The organism is Lysinibacillus capsici (genome assembly GCF_020217405.1).
Lineage (GTDB): Bacteria > Bacillota > Bacilli > Bacillales_A > Planococcaceae > Lysinibacillus > Lysinibacillus capsici.
On record NZ_CP084108.1, the window covers coordinates 3,215,009 to 3,235,993 of the forward strand.

The 20,985-nt window shown below is 35.5% G+C and carries 25 protein-coding genes and 1 pseudogene; 9 read left to right on the forward strand and 17 right to left on the reverse strand.

Features of this window, described 5'->3' with window-relative positions; translation table 11 throughout:
- Window positions 1–488 precede the first annotated feature (488 nt).
- The 5 genes from LCP48_RS15815 to LCP48_RS15835 all read left to right on the forward strand — a co-directional run bounded on the left by LCP48_RS15815 (window position 489) and on the right by LCP48_RS15835 (window position 5,388).
- A complete protein-coding gene (locus LCP48_RS15815) occupies window positions 489–917 on the forward strand; it encodes a hypothetical protein (RefSeq protein WP_004227005.1) in 429 nt (142 codons plus the stop codon).
- 20 nt (window positions 918–937) lie between these two features.
- Window positions 938–1,213 carry a hypothetical protein gene (locus LCP48_RS15820; protein WP_004227003.1) on the forward strand — a complete coding sequence of 92 codons (276 nt, stop codon included), beginning with the start codon at window positions 938–940 and terminating at the stop codon, window positions 1,211–1,213.
- 237 nt (window positions 1,214–1,450) lie between these two features.
- Complete coding sequence (locus LCP48_RS15825; protein WP_004227001.1) at window positions 1,451–1,726, forward strand: flavin-dependent monooxygenase; 276 nt, start codon at window positions 1,451–1,453, stop codon at window positions 1,724–1,726.
- Between the two features lie 337 nt (window positions 1,727–2,063).
- On the forward strand, window positions 2,064–3,707 hold the full coding sequence (locus tag LCP48_RS15830; protein ID WP_225340368.1) for a pyridoxal phosphate-dependent decarboxylase family protein: 1,644 nt from the start codon (window positions 2,064–2,066) through the stop codon (window positions 3,705–3,707).
- On the forward strand, window positions 3,691–5,388 hold the full coding sequence (locus LCP48_RS15835; RefSeq protein ID WP_004226996.1) for a methyl-accepting chemotaxis protein: 1,698 nt from the start codon (window positions 3,691–3,693) through the stop codon (window positions 5,386–5,388). The genes LCP48_RS15830 and LCP48_RS15835 overlap by 17 nt, the downstream gene beginning before the upstream one ends.
- Window positions 5,389–5,466: 78 nt before the next feature.
- Here LCP48_RS15835 and LCP48_RS15840 read toward each other — a convergent pair whose 3' ends face one another.
- The 8 genes and pseudogenes from LCP48_RS15840 to LCP48_RS15875 form a co-directional block, all read right to left on the reverse strand.
- The gene (locus LCP48_RS15840) at window positions 5,467–5,895 is read right to left on the reverse strand and encodes a GatB/YqeY domain-containing protein (RefSeq protein WP_202341256.1); all 429 of its coding nucleotides are present in this window, start codon (window positions 5,893–5,895) and stop codon (window positions 5,467–5,469) included.
- 53 nt (window positions 5,896–5,948) lie between these two features.
- The gene (locus tag LCP48_RS15845) at window positions 5,949–6,968 is read right to left on the reverse strand and encodes a DUF1835 domain-containing protein (protein WP_225340369.1); all 1,020 of its coding nucleotides are present in this window, start codon (window positions 6,966–6,968) and stop codon (window positions 5,949–5,951) included.
- 300 nt (window positions 6,969–7,268) lie between these two features.
- A complete protein-coding gene (locus LCP48_RS15850; protein WP_225340370.1) occupies window positions 7,269–8,258 on the reverse strand; it encodes a zinc-dependent alcohol dehydrogenase family protein in 990 nt (329 codons plus the stop codon).
- A gap of 18 nt (window positions 8,259–8,276) precedes the next feature.
- The gene (locus LCP48_RS15855; RefSeq protein ID WP_404805905.1) at window positions 8,277–8,390 is read right to left on the reverse strand and encodes a hypothetical protein; all 114 of its coding nucleotides are present in this window, start codon (window positions 8,388–8,390) and stop codon (window positions 8,277–8,279) included.
- Window positions 8,388–8,686 (reverse strand): annotated as a pseudogene (locus tag LCP48_RS15860) (GNAT family N-acetyltransferase); the annotation flags it as partial. The gene LCP48_RS15855 and the pseudogene LCP48_RS15860, both read right to left, overlap by 3 nt.
- Before the next feature lie 69 nt (window positions 8,687–8,755).
- Entirely contained in the window at window positions 8,756–9,439 is a 684-nt protein-coding gene (locus LCP48_RS15865; protein ID WP_225340373.1) for a VOC family protein, read from the reverse strand.
- Between the two features lie 86 nt (window positions 9,440–9,525).
- Window positions 9,526–9,864: a cupin domain-containing protein gene (locus LCP48_RS15870; RefSeq protein WP_004226984.1), complete on the reverse strand. Its 339-nt coding sequence runs from the start codon at window positions 9,862–9,864 to the stop codon at window positions 9,526–9,528.
- Between the two features lie 72 nt (window positions 9,865–9,936).
- Window positions 9,937–10,689 (reverse strand): SMI1/KNR4 family protein, encoded by a 753-nt coding sequence (locus tag LCP48_RS15875; protein ID WP_004226982.1) that lies wholly within the window; start codon window positions 10,687–10,689, stop codon window positions 9,937–9,939.
- Between the two features lie 149 nt (window positions 10,690–10,838).
- Between LCP48_RS15875 and LCP48_RS15880 the strand changes: the two genes are divergently transcribed.
- The 3 genes from LCP48_RS15880 (at window position 10,839) to LCP48_RS23370 (ending at window position 12,219) form a co-directional block, all read left to right on the forward strand.
- Window positions 10,839–11,168: a hypothetical protein gene (locus tag LCP48_RS15880; RefSeq protein ID WP_225340374.1), complete on the forward strand. Its 330-nt coding sequence runs from the start codon at window positions 10,839–10,841 to the stop codon at window positions 11,166–11,168.
- Window positions 11,169–11,181: 13 nt separating this feature from the next.
- Window positions 11,182–11,727, forward strand: a complete 546-nt coding sequence (locus LCP48_RS15885) for a GNAT family N-acetyltransferase (protein WP_004226976.1) — start codon at window positions 11,182–11,184, stop codon at window positions 11,725–11,727.
- Between the two features lie 357 nt (window positions 11,728–12,084).
- On the forward strand, window positions 12,085–12,219 hold the full coding sequence (locus LCP48_RS23370) for a hypothetical protein (RefSeq protein WP_004226973.1): 135 nt from the start codon (window positions 12,085–12,087) through the stop codon (window positions 12,217–12,219).
- Window positions 12,220–12,352: 133 nt separating this feature from the next.
- Here the strand turns inward: LCP48_RS23370 and LCP48_RS15890 are convergent, their stop codons facing one another.
- From LCP48_RS15890 to LCP48_RS15925, 8 genes are all read right to left on the reverse strand, one after another.
- Window positions 12,353–13,222, reverse strand: coding sequence for a GH25 family lysozyme (locus tag LCP48_RS15890; protein WP_225340375.1), 870 nt, complete (start codon window positions 13,220–13,222; stop codon window positions 12,353–12,355).
- 224 nt (window positions 13,223–13,446) lie between these two features.
- Window positions 13,447–13,836, reverse strand: coding sequence for a tautomerase family protein (locus LCP48_RS15895; RefSeq protein ID WP_004226969.1), 390 nt, complete (start codon window positions 13,834–13,836; stop codon window positions 13,447–13,449).
- A gap of 508 nt (window positions 13,837–14,344) precedes the next feature.
- Window positions 14,345–14,584, reverse strand: a complete 240-nt coding sequence (locus LCP48_RS15900; RefSeq protein ID WP_009373799.1) for a hypothetical protein — start codon at window positions 14,582–14,584, stop codon at window positions 14,345–14,347.
- A gap of 602 nt (window positions 14,585–15,186) precedes the next feature.
- Window positions 15,187–15,468, reverse strand: coding sequence for a hypothetical protein (locus LCP48_RS15905; RefSeq protein WP_225340376.1), 282 nt, complete (start codon window positions 15,466–15,468; stop codon window positions 15,187–15,189).
- Between the two features lie 19 nt (window positions 15,469–15,487).
- Window positions 15,488–15,616 carry a polymorphic toxin type 50 domain-containing protein gene (locus LCP48_RS23530; RefSeq protein ID WP_081456915.1) on the reverse strand — a complete coding sequence of 43 codons (129 nt, stop codon included), beginning with the start codon at window positions 15,614–15,616 and terminating at the stop codon, window positions 15,488–15,490.
- Between the two features lie 221 nt (window positions 15,617–15,837).
- On the reverse strand, window positions 15,838–16,557 hold the full coding sequence (locus LCP48_RS15915; protein ID WP_225340377.1) for a hypothetical protein: 720 nt from the start codon (window positions 16,555–16,557) through the stop codon (window positions 15,838–15,840).
- A gap of 755 nt (window positions 16,558–17,312) precedes the next feature.
- The gene (locus LCP48_RS15920) at window positions 17,313–17,654 is read right to left on the reverse strand and encodes a DUF2834 domain-containing protein (RefSeq protein ID WP_004226958.1); all 342 of its coding nucleotides are present in this window, start codon (window positions 17,652–17,654) and stop codon (window positions 17,313–17,315) included.
- A 314-nt stretch (window positions 17,655–17,968) separates the two neighbouring features.
- On the reverse strand, window positions 17,969–18,109 hold the full coding sequence (locus tag LCP48_RS15925; RefSeq protein ID WP_004226955.1) for a hypothetical protein: 141 nt from the start codon (window positions 18,107–18,109) through the stop codon (window positions 17,969–17,971).
- A gap of 349 nt (window positions 18,110–18,458) precedes the next feature.
- On the opposite strand from LCP48_RS15925, the gene LCP48_RS23535 reads away from it, so the two are divergent.
- Entirely contained in the window at window positions 18,459–18,653 is a 195-nt protein-coding gene (locus LCP48_RS23535; RefSeq protein WP_404805906.1) for a tyrosine-type recombinase/integrase, read from the forward strand.
- A 102-nt stretch (window positions 18,654–18,755) separates the two neighbouring features.
- Here LCP48_RS23535 and lepA read toward each other — a convergent pair whose 3' ends face one another.
- The gene (gene lepA / locus LCP48_RS15935; protein ID WP_004226914.1) at window positions 18,756–20,582 is read right to left on the reverse strand and encodes a translation elongation factor 4; all 1,827 of its coding nucleotides are present in this window, start codon (window positions 20,580–20,582) and stop codon (window positions 18,756–18,758) included.
- Window positions 20,583–20,985: the final 403 nt, after the last annotated feature.

Sequence of the window (20,985 nt, forward strand, 5' to 3'; positions counted from 1 at the left end):
TATTAGAAAAAATTTAGTTGCTTGGAACACATTTAAAAGTTATACATAAGCTTTACTAACTTATCGAAATCCTTATCATCAAATGTTACAAATTCTTTTTCTAATATCGAAAGTGCTTGTTGTACCGCTTCATCTTCGTTAATATCTAATGTTACACCTATTTAGTAGAACAGAATATACTTCGTAGTATAAAAGAAAATATAACAATTGGTATATTTATGGTAATTATATATTTTCAATGTTAGAATTTTCTATGAATGGTTTTTGTATATCAACCGTTCCCGAAATATCAGAAAAGAATGGGGGTCTTAAATGAAAAAATCAGTCCTACTTAGAGTATTGGCATTTATAGCCGTATTGCTTATCCTTTTTTCAGTTGGGATACAAACCTATGATTTTCTTATCCTATTGTTTGCTGTTTTCTTTATAGGTACCCCGTGGTACAAATTTTTCAAAAAAAGTAAATTTAAATTTAGGAAGGTTAGTAAATGAAGAAAAAATTAATCTTTTTTGTAATGGTTATGTTTTTAGCATTTCAACCCCTATCTGTAAATTTAGGTGCTTTAGCTAAAGAAAAAAATGAAACTACTGACACTACTGATTGTAATAGTTGCTCACAACAAGCACCTTTGCAAATTGAAAAGAATGGTTTCCTTAATGACTCAGTAGTTGTAAATGAAGTGAAACAGGATTTAGATATTGCAGAGAATTTCACACATAGTGAATACAGTAGAGAAAACTTTGATTGGCAAAATACTGAGTATATGGATTACGGTAAAAATAAAGATGGATTAATGATTCCTTATAAAAAGAACAATGAAAGTTTTGATATACGATTACTGACTACTTATGATAAAACAACTGGTGAAGTTGGTGAATTTATCATAATGAAATCAATGTTACTTATGCAACATTGAATAACGAAGACATGCTTGGTATGACTATTGAAGCAAGTACAAATAAAGTAATTGATAAACAAGTATATTTCGATGAAAACTCAGAAGTTTCCCTTTTATCAACTAACAGTGCTAAAGCAGGTTATTGGAGTGATTCATGGGAATGCTTAAAAAACTATTGGTATGATGCACCTGAACTGACAAAACAAATATGTAGTGCTGCGTGTGCGTCAGTAATATTTGGTGGAAATGTTGTAGGTGCTGTCGCTTGTGCTAGTTGTTTAGGTTCTCATGTTATGGTATGTCTAATCCATTAATAGTTAATTAAAAATCCCCTTCTTTAGACGTTTAAAACGTACTTAGAGGGGATTTTTATATAGAGGACTTACTGGAAGTCACCCCATATGGTACTATATTATTCCGCATGTTCTTTCATTAATTTATCAAGTGCTTTACCATAAGCATCTTTGTTTTCCTTACTTAACTCATAAAGTGCGTTTCTCCATCATCGTACCGTTTTTATTGGGGATGCTGCGCATGCTGTTACACCCGACATGGGGCAAGGGGCATGTCAAGCAATCGAAGATGCTCGAATATTAGCAGAATATCTTAATAAGTATGAAAATATCACTCAAGCATCTGCCAATTACAATGCCCATCGAAAAGAAAAAGGAAATACAATCTCTAAGCAATCATGGAATATTGGCAAAATGGCTCAGATGAATAATCGTTTTTTAATTAGCCTAAGAAATAAGTTATTACAATTAACACCTCCAGTAATGATTCAAAAACAAGCACATCATGTCTATAATTTTGAAACCACAAAATAAACCAACTATAACAAAACGCTTAAAATCTGCATTTTCTTTGTGCAGATTTTTTCTTTTAACTAGGCAAATAGATAAAAAGTAATAGCGCTTAAAGTTTTTCTTATAATAATATTATCATCCTTTTTCATCTCAAGATATTTCTTTAAGAATTAAGCCGCAGTAAGATAGTTAGAATTTGTAAATAAAACTTAGATTTTTCAGAAATGTCTATAAATATTTTTTCAGTAAAATATAATCACCATCTCTGCTAAAATATGCTATTATACTTTTAGTATAATGTCCTATTTTTATTAAAGTAAAAATAGAGGAAATATGAACTATAAAAAGGATGATGAATATGCAGAATATCCAACAATTATTCCAGAGCGAAGATGGAAATATCCAACAAAGAGAGAATTTTTTGTCCCTATTAGAGAAAATTGTTTCCTCATTAGATGAATTAAAGAACCCAAATAAGACAACTCTTGGTCCAATGAAAGAGCGATCGGCTAATTTTTATCAAGAGCTTATGCAAGAGCATCAAGTGCCAACAACTGGGATTGGACTAGATCAAGTTGTACAAGAATTGACACATTTAATGCAAGGACACCCTTATCATACACGTAACTTTGTAACAAATGTTTTACCAATGGCAAGTATTCCTGGAGTGTTAGGACAGTTTACAAATGCGCTATTAAATGGCAATAATTTATGGGATGTTTATGGCCCTGCTGCTGCTGAGTGTGAGGTTAAAGTAGTAGCAATGATGTCTAAATTAGTGGGCTATGACTATACAAAAAGTTTTGGCTATACAACGTGGGGTGGACAAGGTGCTGTTTTCAGTGGACTTCGTCTTGCCATTGCAAAACAATTCCCTCAAGCAAAAGAAGATGGTGTTCCTACTAATTTATATTGCTTTGCTTCAGAGAATGCCCATTACAGTCTTTTAAAATCAGTAGAAGCAGTGGGTATCGGCAGTAAACATTTAGTGCGGGTAAAAGCGGGTAAAGATCATTCGATGGATGTGGAAGACTTACGTGCACGTATGACAGAAGTCATCGAAAATGGCGGTATTCCTGTTTATGTAGTAGCGACAACAGGTGCTACTGATCAATTTGGCATTGATGATGTCCAAGCCATCAAAGAAGTCACAACAACCCTTGAGAAGAAATACAACTTACAACCAGTACATATTCATGCTGATTCGGCTTTAGGTGGTTTTTATGCCTTCTTCAATGATTATGATTATAATAAAAATCCACTCCAATTCGAGGCAGAGGTTTTACAAGGATTAGCACAAATCCATGAACGTATGCAGCATTTATCCATTGCGGATAGCCTATGCTTTGACTTCCAAAAGCTTGGTCAAACTCCTTATTTAACTAGTCTATTCTTAATTAAGGAAAGTAAAAGTTTACAGCTACTAGATATGGAGGACTTTGATACGCCATATGTAGGCAATCGTGGTTATGGCTCTTATCATACTGGCTATACATTAGAATGCTCTCGTATGGGTAGCTCCATTGCAATTTTTGCTGCATTGCAGGCATTCGGTAAGGAAGGCTATCAACAACTATTAGCTAATTATGTACGTGTGAACTTAGCATTCCGTGCTCAATTAGCTGAAAAAACACCAATGCTACAGGTGGTTAATGAATCCAATATTGGGCCAGTCACAGCGTTCCGTTTATATCCAGACGGCATGAATTGGCAAGCTGAACAAGCTGGTCACTATACACAAGACCAAATAGAACACATAAACGGTATCAATGCTTCATTCTTTGAAATTATTGGAGAAGGTCGAGACGAAGTATTTTTTGGTGACACAACGCGCGTTTGCACGGTTAGTACTAGGGATACCACACAGCAAGTACCAGTTGCAGCGGCAAAGTTTTTCTCTATCTCACCTTATACAGAGACAGAACATATCTCTAATATGATTCATTTCTTACAGCAAAAGCTTAAAGTACTGGAGGCGTCACACATTGCGTATCGTCACTAAATTTAAGAGTTCTTTACTCTACAAATATATTGCCAGTTTCACCATTCCAATAGCGATTATTTCCTTGCTCTTTAGTATTGTGTTATTTGCCGTTTCTTACCGCATTATCGACAATTTTGTTATTAAACAATTTGAATCTACTTTAGAGATTACATCGACCACGATTTTTGAAGATATTGAGAAAAATGATGTAAAAGCAGCGGATAATGGTAGCCCTGACAAATACAAAAAGCTTTTGGATCAATTAAATGCAACGGTTAAAAAATATGATGTAGAAAACGCCTATGTCCTTTCTAAAGCAAACGGTAAGGAGCATATCGTCGCTCTAAGTAATACCGACAATCATCAGCAAGATTATGTATTTAGTGAAGAAATGCATGAAGCCGTAGCATCTGGCAACACACAAACAAGCGATATTTACAAGGATGAGTATGGTATCCATAAATCCATTTTTATCCCATTTAAAGATACAGATATTATTTTCGGTTTAGATATGGATGCTTCCTTCATTTCTAAGCTACAAACGGAGACACTTTGGATTTGTATTATTTTAACGATTGTCTTTGTAATTTTTGGTATAATCGTTGCTTACTTTATTAGTGTGGGCATTACGAAGCCAATAAAAAAAATGACGCGCTATGTTGGTCAAGTTGCACAGGGTGATTTAGCTGTCGAACCACTTCAAATAAAAGGTTCCAATGAAATCGCCCAACTTTCATCAGGCATTGAAAACATGACGGAAGATTTGCGTTCGTTAATTACACAAATCGCTCAAAATGCTGAACAAGTGGCCGCAATGTCAGAGGAATTAACAGCAAGCTCCGAACAGACAAGTGCATCCATTCAGCAAATTACCTCTTCTATGCAAGAGGTGGCAGCGGGTTCAGAAAAGCAAACCTCTTCGATAGAAGAAGTGGATAGTCATATTACAACCATCTCTAACAAAATGTCAGAGGTAGTGACAAGTGTAACCGATGTTACAGATAAGGCATTCCAAGCATCTGCTATATCAGAAAAGGGCAACACTACCATACAAGATGCTACTGAAAAAATGGCCGTAACATCTCAGGCTATTCAAGAGTCAGCAGTGGTAGTAGAACGTTTAAGCACATATACAAATGAAATTGGGGATATTGTGACATTGATTACCCAAATTACGGATCAAACGAATTTGCTTGCATTAAATGCTTCGATTGAGGCAGCGCGTGCAGGTGAACACGGTAAAGGCTTTGCTGTTGTGGCGGAGGAAGTCCGTAAATTAGCCGATCAATCTTTAGAGGCTACTAACAGTATCCGTACACGTATTGAAACGATTAAAGAGGAATCTGCACAAGCTGTCAAATCAATGGCTATCAGTAGCAGTAATCTTGCCGAAAGCTCAACAACATTCAATGCATCTGGCGAGGCATTTGCTGATATCTATGCCCACGTCACAGCACTTACAAAGGAAATGGACCATGTCAATAACGTGATGTCATATATCAATGAAGGTGTTAGCAGTATCGCTAGTTCCGTTGAACAAGTGGGAGTTGTAGCTGTACAAGCTTCAGGCAATATTCAAAACGTAGCAGCTGCCTCTGAGGAGCAATCCGCAAGTATCGAAGAAATAACAGCTTCCTCTAATAACTTAGCTGAAATGGCTCAACAGCTCCGCAATATCATTCAAAAATTCCAGTTATAAAATATAAGAAATCCGCTATGCCCATTTTCGGCATAGCGGATTCTTCTTTCCAAACTCTCCTACCAGAATGGTAAAGGTTTAGGCAATAATACTTTTCACAACTTTTGAAATAACGGCACCTTCAGCCTGACCTGTCAGCAATGGTTTTGCAATTTTCATGGCTTCTCCCATGTTCATTCCTTTTCCAACACCCGCTGCCACTAATTTGTCTGCAATTTCTTCTTCTGATAATTGCTTTGGTAAAAAGGATTTCAAAAGTGTCAATTTGGCTTCCTCTTTTTCAATTAGGTCTTCTCGCCCAGCCGTTTGTGCTCCTTCTAAAGCCTGATTTGTTTGTTTGACCTCTCGATTAATAATAGCCATTTCTTCCTCAGCTGTTAAAGCCTCTCCCTTTTCTTTTTCAGCTGAATCTAATGCTGATTTTAAAAGAGATAATACACCCTTCGCTAATGTATCTTTTTCTCTCATTGCCGTTTTTAATTGTTCAAATACTTCTGTTTTTAACAATGATCTCACTCCTTCTAACCGTCTATATCAAAAAAATTATATCATAAAAATCATCAAGGTTTATAGTTCGTTGCGTCTGCTAACTTTACTTTATAGTATAATATTCCCTTTAACTCGCCTTCATAAGTAAAAATGCCTTGCTGAATTAATTGGCGTAGACGATAGTCAATCCATTCAACCTCTCTCAATTCTTCCATATGCCCCAGCACCTCTCCAATTAACCTAGCGGCCACTTGGTAATGAGTTTCCTCTTGTTCTTCCTGTAAACGTTTAGCACAGGCAATGATCAAGTCATCCTCTCTATCTTCATTATGATTGCCCCAGAGTTCATGATATTTCCATGTATGTATGCAATCGTAATCATCCATTAACAGATTTAGCCCTTCTTTGCATAGGGAGTGCCTCAATGCTTCTTTTAATGGCCTTCCTTGGAAGTGTTCATAAAAGTAAAGTAAATCCTCTGTTCTGACCTCTCCAGTCGATCTTGGATAGTGATCCTCTGCTAACTGTGGTAAAGTATATAACTCATGAAATAACTGAAAAGTATCCAATACATAGATAGCATTTGTTTTCTGTTCGAGCATCGCCAAAACGAGTCGAAGTCCTATTTGCTCATGAGCATTTTGACAAGTCCAAATCATTATAGCCTGATGAGGGGGGATATTTTTAATTTTCTCTATTGCTTCCTTCATCTCCCGCTCACATATAATCAATCCATCGTCTTCTATTGTATAGCGCTGTTCCAACCATTGATAACGTGCTTCAATCCCGTCCCATGTATGTACATTTTTCAAAGGACCAACAGAAAAATTACCTGGCACAACAATGATTTCCTCGGACTTAGCATAGTCAGGATTACGAAAGGCTGCTTTCAAGTTCCCCCCAGGTGAATGACCGAATATAATATGCACCGTTTGTACCTTTAAAGGATCCCGCTCCTCCGCTTGCTGTAATAAAAACTGTAACATGCTGTCTCTTGATTGTTCATTTATTAAAGTTAAAAGAAGCATCGACTTCGCATCAGCTTCACTCAATCGTTGTATTGACTGTTTTAGTTGGTTGATTTTCTCCATCATCTGTACTCCTTTATTTAAAAACACCTAACCTTATCATACCTTTTTATTACCTCAAATTACTAATTTAGTTAGTTTTATAAAATGATAGGTTATTACTATTGCTAGTGAGTTCTTTAATCTGGGCGGAGGTTCACTTACTTTGAGCGGCTTTCTTACTCTTTGGAGCGGGGGCTCACTTCTTTTGACTATTTGTAGCAGGCCAATGTATGAACTATTTTCTTCAGAGCTAAAAACACTCATTTTCCTATAAAAAAACATACTACCCGTATTAGCCCAACTACGACGGTAGTATGTTACTTAATCAACATTCGTTAAAAATATCTTTCCTTTTTTAGTTCCCTCAACAGCATAAATTGCCTTATGGATATCCAATAATGGAAAATGAGCATGTACATTCATCATTTTTAAGGAGCCATCCTGTACAAGGTGTATAAGTTGTTGCATCGTTTGTTGCCATTTTTCAATTGACGTCTGACGTTGCCAATGGCGTAAATGAAACATCTTCGCTTGTACCTTTGCTTCCTTCACAATATATGTCCAATTTACCTGAATACCCGATAAAAGACCAATAGCTAAAAAAATACCCTCGGGCTTTACGCAGAAGGCAAGCTGATTGCCTGCCTCTCCACCAATCGAATCAATTGCTGCATCTGCTCCCTTACCATTTGTTAATGCCATAACCGTTTCGTAAAGTGGCATTTGAGAGGTATCAATGACAAAAGCTGCCCCAAGTTGCAGTAATTCTTCAGTATGCTGATTACTTCGTGTCACAGCAATAAGTTGATAGCCTAGCAATTTCGCAAGTTGAGCATAGAGATGTCCAATGGCAGAACCACAAGCATTTACTAATAAGACATCGTTTGATTGTAAATTAAGTACCTCTGAGCATGTTACGAAGGCTGTAATTGGATTAATATACATTTGTGCTGCTGTAAAATCATCCATAGTTTCAGGAATAGTCACTGCAAAATCTACTTGCGTTTTCACTATTTCCTGCCAAGTTCCCTCTCCCCGTAACGGCAATACGCGCTGACCAATAATCTTCGGTGAAACAAGCGGTCCAACAGCTTCTATTATTCCTACTCCCTCATAGCCAGGTATAGTTGGTAAAGTGATTCTATGAGCATATTTCCCCCATATTGGGATTAAATCTGAGGGATTAATCGGTCTGGCTAGCATACGAACAAGAATTTCTTGACCTTGAGGAGGCTCGATTGTTTTATTCTCTAGCCTTATTACCTCTTGCGGGTTTCCAAATTCATAGATTTTTAGGCATTTTACTTTCAACGATTCTAGCTCCTTTATTCATTCCGTATAAAACAACATCATACCAGGAGCATCTATTTCACGTTCTTTAAATCCAAGCTTCTGATAGAAAGGTTGTTTACCTTTAGCACAAAATAATTGAACCCATTTTATATTTTCTTTTTGACATTGCTCTAAAAGAGCATCCATCACCATTGTGCCAACACCTTTCGTTGATAATCAGGGTGCACCATCACATCACAGATAAATGTTTGATAGATACCATCAGAGATAATACGTCCATAACCAATTAGATTTTCTTTTTCATATATAGATGTACTGAACCAGTTATTACAAATAGCCTTGTATAATTGTTCATACGTATACAGCCCTTTTGCATTCCAACCAGTTGTTTGGTGCAATGCTTTATACGAGTCTATCGTTGGATTTGTTTCTTTGATTATATACATATAACACCCTCCTTATTTTGAATAAATATACAAAATAACATATATTTAATCAACGATAAGTTTATGATGTCAAAGTTGCAGAAGCGTTAATTGACCTTCTTCATCCATATTTAATTGTAAAGCTTCATCTATTTCAATACTAATCGGGCTGATTACTGCTTTCTTATCAGAAAAATACCAAAGACGTCCACTCGGTCCTAAAAGGATATTGGCTCCGTCTTCATAGTTCCCTAGAAAATTAAGGCTATCTAGTTGAATTTCCTTGTTAGCTATGGGATTAATAGCATACTCCTTTAACTTTTCAGCAATTGTCCGAATGTCATCTGACGTTAAATTGATTTCTCCAATATGTAACACTTGCTCTACAGAAAAATTAACTTCAGCATCTTTTGGATTTATTTCCTGTCTTGCAATAAGCTCCACTATATTGCCTTCAGGATCGTAGAAATAGCATGCATATGCTTTTAAAAAATCAAAATAGACTTCATCCTGCCCCTCTGAATCCAGCAAGCCTACATGCTCATTTGCCCAAATCTTTGCCTGTTGAAATAAGTTACTAGGAATATTTAATGCAAAATGATACTGCTTTGGCATTTTAGAAGGAATCTTCTCAAATATCATCCTGCTTTCCCCCAAGGCTATTGTAAAATAATCAGCTGTTCTTTCTAACAAAGTAAAGCCTAACAGATCAACATAAAACTGCTCCATTTTTTGCATATCATGGACATATAATTTTACCTTCGTAATCTTCATCTTTAAGCACCCCTTTACACCCCCTACTATACAAGGAGCTGATAAGAATGGCTTCATGCAAAAGAATGAAGTTTACTTTCGTATAGTTAAAGCAGCTCTCGGTCTCCCCTGCTATTTGGCTGCGATATCACGAGGAATTCAACATCTTCTTGTGAATCGTTTCGCATTTGATGTGGTACATTGGGAGGTACTTCAATTCCCTCAAGTTGCTTTAACTCAATTCTTTGGTCATTCAGTTCTATTGTAGCGGTGCCTGAAAGAACAAAGAAAAACTGCTGTGCATGATGGTGATAATGATTTACCTCAGCTGTTTGAGCAGGCATCCTCTCATGTATCACACTAAGCTCCTTATTTTGTACAAGATGCCAGCCATCACACTGTGCTCCCCATTGATAGTGTTGTGCTAATGCCTTGTTAATTTTCATTCTTACTCTTCCTTTCCTGTGAAAATTCAAATACTTTAGAGGAGGAATGTCCATGATTCTTGTTAATTTCACTCATCCAATCAATTCAGCTAAGCTAATTTTCCTTTTTTGAAAATCTGCACCGATATTCTGTAACTCAGCTTCTAACTTTAAGGCACCTGCTTCAACTCCCCTATAAATTATTAGCGGTGGCTGTTCTAAAGCCTTTCTCGCTTGTGAATAATCATAAGATAATAATTTTTTTAGCAACAATAATGTCTTTAGTTTATCTTCTCCTTCCCCAGTAATAGTTAATTCATAGTACGCTATAGAACTTTCTTCAGGCAACATTTCTTCTAAACCAGGTGGAATCAGTACACTTTCAAGGAACAAAATTAAATTGTCATAAGCCATTGAAAAATGCCAGCTGCCTGTCCCATGAAGAGCGGTAAAAACAGCTGTATCCCCTCTTGATAGATCCAGACAATAGGGATCGCCTTCATCTGTTGCGATGACTAAATAATCATGTGGCCAATCCACAATCACCTCTTCTGTCACCGGATTATAATTATAGCCCTCCTGCCCTGGTATTAAATCTCTTGCGCTATAGATCATTAGATTAGTATAATCACCTGTAGCCCATGTGACCCTTTCAACAACATAATGTCTCAAAAAATAAATATACTCTGCTGGCAATGACCACCCACCATCCACAAATTGGCTAATATCCTCTTCTGATTGCTGAGAAAAAACCATGGGATAGGCTGACTCCCGCTCCTGAATCTCATCTATAAAATCACGCATTTGCTCTAATACTGCATCGAGTTTCTTTTCTAAATCTTTCAATGGAATTCTCTCCTTTTAATGACCAAGTGTCTTTCTTGCATTTTAACATACCCCATTATTAACCAAATAAGGGGAACATGTTATAATCATTAAAATAGACTGATAGTAGGCATAACGTAAACAAAAATAACGGATGGGAGCGATCTGTCATGCAACATATGAATGAACAGACAATACAGCCAGCCAACACGGAATTTTTGAAAGCACTTCGCTATTTAGATTATGGTAAGGTAACACAAGGGGAAGCATGTCTCAAACAAGCCACTCATTTAGCAAATCTGCTAAATGACCATATCACATTTATTCGTGCTGCCATTTGTTATGGAGAGTTGCTATGGCACGCTGAAAAATATGATGCCTCCGATCATTGGTTACAGCTGGCACTTGATCGATTGACTGTAGTACAGCAAGATTTAAATGATTTACTAGATGTGCAACGAGCTCGATCCCTACTAAACCACCGACGACATCCATTATAAGGAGCAAGCAATCTTGAAATTACTTATTAGACGTCCAGAACAATCGGACATCCAGACGTTACACGAATTCTTTGATCTTGTCATTCGGGATACTTATAAAAAAGAAGGAATTGCAGAGCTAGTGGACGATCAACAGCATGAATGGGAAACGAAAAAACAGTACGTAGCAATGGACTTAGAAAGCCAGGGCGAAAAAAGATTTTTCTGGTTAGCTTTGAATGAAGAAACCAATGAAATAATAGGCACTATCGAATGTGGTCAAGCCAACGAAATCATCCAACAAACGATCAAAGAGAATCTATTCAATTGTCTAGAAATCGGGACCGTTTTTGTTCATCCTGACTATCAAAATCGTGGGATCGGCACCGTGCTACTACAAAAAATGCTCCTGACGTTAGAAAATCGAAGGGTTCCTAGTTTTTGTTTAGATAGTGGATATAAACAAGCGCAAATGATCTGGCAGAAGAAATTTGGACAGCCTGATATTGTCCTTGAAAACTATTGGGGAACAAATAATCACCATATGATATGGAAGCGAACACTACCATTCCGATTATAGAAGGAAAAAATGCTCTATCAGATAACACAAAATCTCTATGTAAATAACAAATCTTTAGTCAATAACATGCTTTATGCATACAATATAAAACACTTTCCAAAAGATTTACAGGGTCGTTATTAAGAAATATACTCAAGCTTCGTGGTTTAGGGTATGACAAATTACAATGAATACTCAGTGTGACTTCCACTTAGCTTTCATGCGTTACCATCTGATGAAAATCATCCTAATAAAAATTTATGGGACTCTTGATTAAGTGGGATAAAACTCTAAAAAAGACTTTGGGTCAGTATGATGCTTGGTTCGCAATAAAGAGATTATAAATGCTAATACTTATTATGTTTGGAGGGGAATGAAATGTTAAAATTCATTGATGATTTAGCTGGTGCGGTTTTCGATGTTTTTATGTTGTTTTGTTATTTCTTTGCAGGCGTAATAATTGTAGGAGTCCCCATTTTTTTACTAGCTAAGTTTTTCCTATTGTTTCATTAAATTTCAAACAGGTTGGTCCCACTTTGAAAGGAATCACTATAAACAGTGATTCCTTTTACGATTAACGAATACGCTCCATAATAGGAAAATATTTTTTGCTTGTTCTCTGGTACTTATGGGCGAGACAATGCTATTATTTAATAAATTTATCATAGAAACGTTTGAGCATCGTTGCCATCTGTTGTCTTGTGAGTGTATCTGTAGGGTTCATACACTTGCCATCTCCTCGTATAACTCCCTTTTCAATGGCCCATTCCCAATCTTCTTTATGTATTGGTGATACCACAGCATTTGATTGTAATTCTGCTTTCCCAACTAACAACTCTTTCATTTCAGTAAGTTCCTGTTTTAGTTGCTTATTTTCTTTCTTTAATTCTTCATACTGAGACAATGATATCTCCTTCTTATTCGTATCTGTGAACCAGGATAAAGACTTAGATCCATTTAATTGGTTTAAATCTACAGTTCCTTTAATCCCTGCTACAATCCCTTTATCTGTGTACTGCCATAAGTCACAAGCAAAGTTTGGCTTTAGTCCAGGTGAACTAGAGCCACTATAGCGAGGAATCCACAAGAAATCATAATTTTTAACGGTATCCATCAGATAAGGTTTGAAAAAATGATGGCCTGTATATAGTCCGACTTTTACAGCCTTACTTTTTAAATAATCTATAAACACCTGTGTGCCTTGTACGATATTTTGGACACTAGCACCAAAGCTTTCTTCGATATCTACAACATAAAATAGTGGATTATAGTTTTTTGCTCTGTTATAGAAATCTTTTGCTTGTTCCAATGCCTCAGTACCATTTTTAAAGGTAACATAAATATAAACGCCAAAAGGTACCTTGTACTTCATACAAGCTTCTATATTTTGAATGTATTTACGGTCAATTGTGCTTGTACCATATTGAGTGCGGATTATAGCCAAATCAACATCTTTATAAGCTTCAGACCAATCAATATCTCCTTGATGATGTGAAATGTCTATGATATAACTCATTCAATTGTCCCCTCCCTAAAAAATAGTAAATAAATTGTGGATAGAAGCGAACCCATTGCTTCAAGCATTATTTAGAATCATTCATTAAAATAATAGTTATGTAGATTATTCTAGTCCTTATAGGTTCTTTATTTAGTGGTCAGATCATTGTTAAATAATAAAGAGGGAGCACTTTTCACAGAGTGTTCGTTAGTCGAATTAGCTAAAAAATTAGCGACTTTATGTCATATATTTACTTTGTAATTAAGTGCTAATTCATCCCCAGGTAACCCTCTTATTCCCCAATTATGTTTAGGCGTTTCAAAAATTGTAATTTCAACATCTTGAGGTGAAATATTTAATTGGTTATTTATGCGTTCAAATAGTAGCTTTACTAATTGTTTTTTAGCTTGAATCGTTCTACCTTCAAACATACTAATTTCTATTATTGTATAGGATTCAGTTCTTTCACTTGCAAAATAAAAATCCTCTTTGTCCATAGGAAAAAAGCGATGAAATTTCTTATCTAGTGGATATTCAAGTGCGTCTACCATACAAGAATGGATAATATTCGATAATGTTTCCTTAATGGGATTTAACCTTCCGTTAACACCATAAATTTTAATTTGTCCCAACGACCTCTCACCTTTCTTGACTTACTAATCTAAACTCAACTACCAAATACTGTTCTATAACGATATTATAAAATTCTTCAACATGACCATCAAGCTAATTCCTATGCTTGATTTCATTTAAACAATCACTCAATCTATTCATGAAACAAATATGAACTATTTAAACCAACAATCCCAAAGTAATAACTCTACTTAACTGTGACTATAATAACTGCAATACGCTGCAAGCTCAGGTAGAAACAGTTATCCAAATAGTACACATTCTGTTGTTCCAATCTGGTAAAGAAATAGATATAAAATATATTATTGTTGCTGACAAACTAACGTTTGAAGTAGTGGGTGCCTATATACCTTAAAGCTCCAGGAAATGAAAGAGAGAGTGAGCGAAACTCAGGACATACTGTTGCTTCGTTAGTTTCTACACCTTTACATTTATATAATTGAAAAGGAAGAAAATAGAATTACCAAAAACCAGCTACTCCATTTTAAAATTAGCACCTGGTCTTTATTATTCAATTTCAAAATTGACCCAAACTTTATATCTACCCTCAATAGCACTTTCTGTATAAACTCTACACTCTTTTATAGAAGCTAATCTAAAAGCAAGTGAATAGGCTATTTTGTAATCTGGAGTATCATAGCCGTTATAAATTCTTCCATATATTTCATTTGCAATTGAATCTGCCCAGGTGTCAGCTTCATATAGAGTATCGAAAAGTATTTCTTCTCTGTTCCATTTAATAGTCATGTCATAAACTCCTACGTAGTAATAGAAATAATCTAGATAAATGTATTGTTAGGGATTTGAACTGCATATTTCAAAGCAAGTAGCTACGGACCGTTTCGTAAAATCTTTAAATTGCACTTTACAAATAATTTGATTTTTCCGAAAATTGAAGAGATTGCAATTACAAAGGGCTATTAATATAAAATTATATGAAAGTACTATAAAATTATTTCTAATATTGAGAAAAGGTGGAAGTAATATGAATTCAATAGACAAATCATTAATTTTAGCGATGGTAGTAGGGTTATACGTATATATAGCCAGTAAAAGTGAAAATAGTGTGCTTCTAAATTTTGTCACACTTTATATTATAATTTCAATAGTTTATTTATTATTTAGAAAAATTGAAAAAGAGTAGGGAAAGATAACTTAATTATAAGTAGGAGATTCGAGACCTTTGAAAAGAATCACAGTAAACTATTTAAAAAGAAAGCAAGTGATAGTAGCCAAAACAAAAATGCCCTGGTACACAATAAAATCTAGTAACTGGGCATTATTATTACTAATTACTACGTTGTGTATCATTTTTTACGACATAATTTTCTTCAATAGTTGCAAAAAAATCAGTCACTTTTAAAAATTATTTCCCCTGTTTCCTCTATCCTAATAAGTATAGGTTTATTTTCACCTGTTCCAATTTCAATACATTTACAATTAAATACATCTCTAACTAGTGCTACATGATATTCTTCATAACTACCATCGTCAAGTTCTAACCCGTTGTCAGAGTCGTAGAAAGTGTCGATTTCACAAATACTAGTCTCTCCATCTTTCCACATAATTTCTAATCTCGGCTTTGATATCCCATACTCCAGCAGCTTTAAAACTGCATTATCATAAATCATTTTCCCACTTCCCCTTTTCTTAAGGTGCAGATGGAACAATATGAGCGTCTGCTTTACTATTATGTATTATACCATTTTGAGTAGTTAAATAATGGTTGGTTTTGGAATCAAAGTAATCACCAAATTTTCTTCCGAAGTTCCTCTTTATTTACATTTATCATATTACCTTTTCCAGCATAATTTTCAATAAGCTCGCAGAAATGCTCATTATATTTTTTCTTTATGTCCTAATATGTCATGTTTATTTTCTGAACACGGTGGCATGAAGGTGGAAGAAAACATTGAAGACCACCCATAACAGAGTAGTCTTAATTGGCAAATTTCTAAACATCATTCCCATGAATAATTCAGGATTTTTATCAAATTCTTTTATTTATTTATGACTTCTTTAAAGCCTATTCGATGTATGATAAGACGATAGCCAGCGTATCCTTCTTCGTCTAGAAACTCCTCAAATTCTCCGTAGACAATTATAGGTGTATTGTTTTTATAAGCGTTCTGCATGTTTCTAATAATTTTTTCTTTCACGTCAGGGTTAGCGCTCTGAAAGTGACAATTTATAAGCTCGGAGTATTTACTTAGATAAAAAGATAGAGTGCCATCACTATGTTTTTCGAGTCCATCTGGAGGATTACCGGCTGTCCACAATAAAGTTTTACGCATTGCATAGTAAGCTTTCTCCATTCCTAGTTCTGTAAGCATTACATTTATATATGTATCTTGATCCTCAAAAGTAGAGTCCAGCTCTAACGTATCAAGACGTATTTCTCCTACGTTGTCATAATTTTCAAAACTAGAATCTTCTCCGTCTAAAATGTCCGACTCTTTAAGTTCTACTACAGTTGATTGATTTTCTCCGATAGCAGTATACTCAGGTGGTGGTGTCATATACTCTGAGCCGCCTCGTTCCTCTATTCTTTCTTTCGCTGCCTCCAGGCTGTCCTCACTGAACATAGACTCTACCAGTTCTTGCGTATGAATTTCCTTTTCAACTTCGCCCATAGACTGTTCTTCTGTCTCTGAACTACACCCTGCAATAATTACAAATAAAAGTGCGACAATTGTTATAATAACGCTTCGTATTTTCATATTACATACTCCTCCCTCTAGTTCAATTTTGTTAGAACCCTTTTAATAATACCTCAAATAAAGTTTATTTGGATAACTATTTCCATTTATTACAAAAGCCCAAGGTCTATATTTAGCCAATTATAAAAAGGTATTTAACGTTTTTTATATAGTGTTTCTTTTCTATAAAATGCATTAATATTAGACTACTCCTCAGCCTTGCTATAGGTATGATAAGGGAAAGTTTAGGATCCCTCAGGTGCTGCACCCCAAAAATTAGAGTTGAAAATCTAATCTTTAGGGTGTTTTCATAAGTAAGATATAGCAATGAATTTAAAATAATTGGTGTTATCGAATATTTAAAAGGTACTTTAGGCTATAAATTATTAGCCATTAAATTTGGTATTCCTGTCGTTTTGTTACGCCGAACGACTCAAAAACAACTCGTAATGGAGGTGACAGACGGTATTGCTAAATTTATAAATCTGTCTCAACTAAACCAGCATTGTATCTAGTTGAGAAAATACCATTGGTTGGATCATAACTTTTTTTCAACAACTTTGTTTTATAAACGTTAAAGCTACAGGTAATAGTTTTAAGCAATAGCTAGTTTTATTCCATCTATCTACTTTCGTTTTCAAATACTCCGTCCATCACACCTAAATGAATACAAAAAAACCACTCATTACGGAGTGGTCTTCTTAGGAATTATTAAGCTCTCGTTGGCCATCCATGTAACGCAAAATCAACACTACACCAAAAAAAATGTAGGATTTTTACGTTCTTACATTGGAGTATAATAACACTTCTTTCTTTATGTATGGCTCTCTGAAAAACAAAAATAACGGTAATGCCAGCGATAAACCAACTGTAAACAAAGTTAATAGACATATCCACTTTTCTTTAATGTTATACTTTCTTGACTCATTAAACATAAAGATTATAAAAACAAAGCATGAAATAAAAAAGTCAACAGCAAAGAAGGTCGATATCGAGTTTGCAAATAATAAATCTATTAATAACCCTAAATCAAATCCGTTTTCGTTCAAGAATTGCCACAAAAAATAATACGGAAATACTGTGCCGATAATCGCAAATAACAAGTACACTTTTCTCATTTAAATTAATCTTCCCCTCTCTATGATTTTAATCATACCTCATAAAAAATTAATTTAAATACATATTTCCATTCACCATTCCAGTCAATTTTCTAATGATGGTTCATCATGCACTATTGATTGTGGAAGGCTTCCTATTTCCTTTAACCAGTTATAGAAATGTGCAGGACGCTCAATAGGAGGAGGTTTTTCTATAGATGATGATTGAATAGGCTTAACTTTTAAAGCCTCTACAGTCTTGTTAAATGCTCCTACGAATACTGCTCTAAATGTACTAGTAATCGTTAATGTCGTAATATCACGGATGATATTAATTAAAAGTCCTTAGCATTCACGAAGGCACGTACATCGTTCATTTTTATAGCTAAGATACATTTGTGAAGTTGGTCTTTCAATTCATCAACTAATGGCAATGAGTGCATGAAATCGAACTGCATCATTTGGTACTCGTTCATGTACTCCTTTTTCTTTTCAGCTTGCTAAGCTAATTTACTGCCAAGAATCATAATATTATTTGCTTTTTAGCTTAAAAGAACTAGATGGTTGGGTTTCAGATTGTGGAGGGCAAACCGCATCATTACTAGCTTCTTCGACTGTCTCTCGTTGGGACATAAGGATAATGCAATAAATACTAGCCCCTTTCATTAAAGAAAGCCAAAAAGAAACAAATTGAAAATCGGTTGAAGTATGGCGAATTCTATCTTAAGATCCAAATCTCGATTTTGTTTGTAAAAAGAAAACGGAGAACATTACACCCCTGCTGTTATAAAGTATCAAACAAGAGATCTAACCAAAAAACTAGGCATCGATTTCAATTATTATTCTTTACATCATACTCATGCAACGATGTTAATTGAAAGTGGACAGCCCATAAAAACTGCTCAAAAAAGATTAGGACACAGCCGATCAGCCATTACTGAAGACTGCTATGTCCATTTAACACAGAAGATGGCAAGAGATGCTACCGATATTTTTGATGCCATCGCTAAGGATTTATAAATTACTGGCACAATTTCAATGCGGTGGCAAATCGGTGGCAATCTCCATCCAACTGATACAAAACTATTTGCTTAAACCTCTATAAACCTTGTTATATCAATATTACTTCGAATCATCCATCTTCAGCACAGCCATGAATGCCTCTTGAGGGACTTCGACTGAGCCTACTTGTTTCATACGTTTTTTACCTTCTTTTTGTTTATCAAGAAGTTTTCGTTTACGAGAAATATCTCCCCCGTAACATTTCGCTAATACGTTTTTACGGATGGCTTTAATTGTTGAACGCGCCACGATTTTTTGTCCAACTGCTGCTTGAATTGGTACTTCAAATTGTTGGCGTGGGATTAATTCTTTTAATTTTTCTACGATGATTTTTCCTCGATCGTAGGCAAAGTCACGGTGTACGATAAAGCTTAGTGCATCGACTTGCTCACCATTTAATAAAATATCCATTTTCACTAATTTTGATGGCTGGTAACCAATAAGTTCATAGTCGAATGATGCATAGCCCTTTGTATTTGATTTTAAATAGTCAAAGAAATCATAGACAATTTCTGATAATGGCATTTCATAAATAATACTTACACGGGATGTATCAATATAATCCATCGTCATGAAATTACCACGCTTCATTTGACAAAGTTCCATAACCGCTCCCACATAATCATTTGGTACCATGATTGTTGCTTTCACATATGGTTCTTCGACACGATCGATTTTTTGTGGGTCTGGCATAAAGGATGGATTATCGACTTTAAGCTCAGTACCATCTGTCATATGAACATTGTAAATTACGGAAGGTGCTGTTGTAATTAAGTCGATATTAAATTCACGTTCAATACGCTCCTGAATAATTTCCATATGTAGTAATCCTAAGAATCCACAGCGGAAACCAAAACCAAGTGCTTGCGATGTCTCTGGCTCATATTGTAGAGCAGAATCATTTAGCTCTAGCTTTTCTAACGCTTCACGTAAATCGTTGTATTTGGCTGTATCGATTGGATACAAACCACAGTAGACCATTGGGTTCAAACGGCGATAACCAGCTAATGGCTCAGCTGCAGGACGATTCGCATAGGTTACAGTATCCCCTACACGTGTGTCTCCTACATTTTTGATAGATGCGGTTAAATAACCTACATCACCCACTGTTAATTCAGCCTGTGGCACAACTTTTGGTGTATGTACCCCAACTTCAATAACTTCGAATTCCGCACCTGTTGCCATCATGCGAATTTTATCGCCAGGCTTGACAGTACCATTGATGACACGAATCGAAATGATAACACCTTTATAGGCATCGTAAACAGAGTCAAAAATTAAAGCTTGTAGTGGTGCATCTGGATCACCAGTTGGCGCTGGTACCTTCTCTACGATTTGCTCTAAAATATCCTCGATACCAATTCCTGCTTTTGCAGAAGCTAATACTGCTTCAGAGGCATCTAATCCAATAACGTCTTCTACTTCTTGACGTACACGTTCAGGGTCAGCTGCAGGTAAATCAATTTTATTGATTACAGGTAAAATTTCTAAGTCATTGTCAAGTGCTAAGTAAACATTTGCTAGTGTTTGTGCTTCAATCCCTTGTGCTGCGTCCACAACTAATATGGCACCCTCACAAGCAGCTAAACTACGTGATACTTCATATGTGAAATCGACGTGTCCTGGTGTGTCGATTAAATGGAATGTATACACTTCGCCGTCTTTTGCTTCGTACTTTAATTGAACTGCATTTAACTTAATTGTAATGCCTCGCTCACGCTCTAAATCCATTGAGTCGAGGAGCTGTGCCTTCATCTCACGGGAAGTTAAAGATTTTGTTTGCTCTAAAATACGGTCAGCAAGCGTTGATTTCCCATGGTCAATATGTGCAATAATAGAGAAATTTCGTATATTCTCTTGTCGTTTTAAACGTGCTTCTCGGTTCATCTTTTCCACTCCTAATTAAACTATAATGAATTATACTATGAACATAACGCAAAGTACAACAGCAACTAGACTTGAAAGCCTATAATATCAATACTTTCAGTGTTTCACATCGTTTTTAAATTTTACAATATTAAGTATATAAATGCAGACAAATCAGCTATAGTAGTACTCGATGTGTAGCAGTTGAAATAAAAATGCGTCCACTCGACATGAGGAGAGATTCTCGCCTGATCAACCAAGAAAAGCACGCTATCTCCAAAAGATATCATCATCCATATTGCTAAAAAGCGTGAACACAATTCCCTTTTTATAAACCTAAACTATGATTAGTAAAAGAAAGAATGAACAACGCACCATCTTCCACACAATAGAACAAGTCAAATGTCAAGCTTACCATATAGGA

Excerpts from the sequence above, each read along its gene's own strand:
- LCP48_RS15820 (WP_004227003.1), top strand. The coding sequence starts at position 938 with ATGACTATTGAAGCAAGTACAAATAAAGTAATTGATAAACAAGTATAT.
- LCP48_RS15815 (WP_004227005.1), top strand. The coding sequence starts at position 489 with ATGAAGAAAAAATTAATCTTTTTTGTAATGGTTATGTTTTTAGCATTT.
- LCP48_RS15825 (WP_004227001.1), top strand. The coding sequence starts at position 1,451 with ATGGGGCAAGGGGCATGTCAAGCAATCGAAGATGCTCGAATATTAGCA.
- LCP48_RS15830 (WP_225340368.1), top strand. The coding sequence starts at position 2,064 with ATGCAGAATATCCAACAATTATTCCAGAGCGAAGATGGAAATATCCAA.
- LCP48_RS15925 (WP_004226955.1), bottom strand. The coding sequence starts at position 18,109 with ATGAACGAGTACCAAATGATGCAGTTCGATTTCATGCACTCATTGCCA.
- LCP48_RS15865 (WP_225340373.1), bottom strand. The coding sequence starts at position 9,439 with ATGAAGATTACGAAGGTAAAATTATATGTCCATGATATGCAAAAAATG.
- LCP48_RS15845 (WP_225340369.1), bottom strand. The coding sequence starts at position 6,968 with ATGGAGAAAATCAACCAACTAAAACAGTCAATACAACGATTGAGTGAA.
- LCP48_RS15920 (WP_004226958.1), bottom strand. The coding sequence starts at position 17,654 with ATGAGAAAAGTGTACTTGTTATTTGCGATTATCGGCACAGTATTTCCG.
- LCP48_RS15915 (WP_225340377.1), bottom strand. The coding sequence starts at position 16,557 with ATGAAAATACGAAGCGTTATTATAACAATTGTCGCACTTTTATTTGTA.
- LCP48_RS15880 (WP_225340374.1), top strand. The coding sequence starts at position 10,839 with ATGCAACATATGAATGAACAGACAATACAGCCAGCCAACACGGAATTT.
- lepA (WP_004226914.1), bottom strand. The coding sequence starts at position 20,582 with ATGAACCGAGAAGCACGTTTAAAACGACAAGAGAATATACGAAATTTC.
- LCP48_RS15890 (WP_225340375.1), bottom strand. The coding sequence starts at position 13,222 with ATGAGTTATATCATAGACATTTCACATCATCAAGGAGATATTGATTGG.
- LCP48_RS15905 (WP_225340376.1), bottom strand. The coding sequence starts at position 15,468 with ATGATTTATGATAATGCAGTTTTAAAGCTGCTGGAGTATGGGATATCA.
- LCP48_RS15900 (WP_009373799.1), bottom strand. The coding sequence starts at position 14,584 with ATGACTATTAAATGGAACAGAGAAGAAATACTTTTCGATACTCTATAT.
- LCP48_RS15870 (WP_004226984.1), bottom strand. The coding sequence starts at position 9,864 with ATGAAAATTAACAAGGCATTAGCACAACACTATCAATGGGGAGCACAG.
- LCP48_RS23370 (WP_004226973.1), top strand. The coding sequence starts at position 12,085 with ATGTTAAAATTCATTGATGATTTAGCTGGTGCGGTTTTCGATGTTTTT.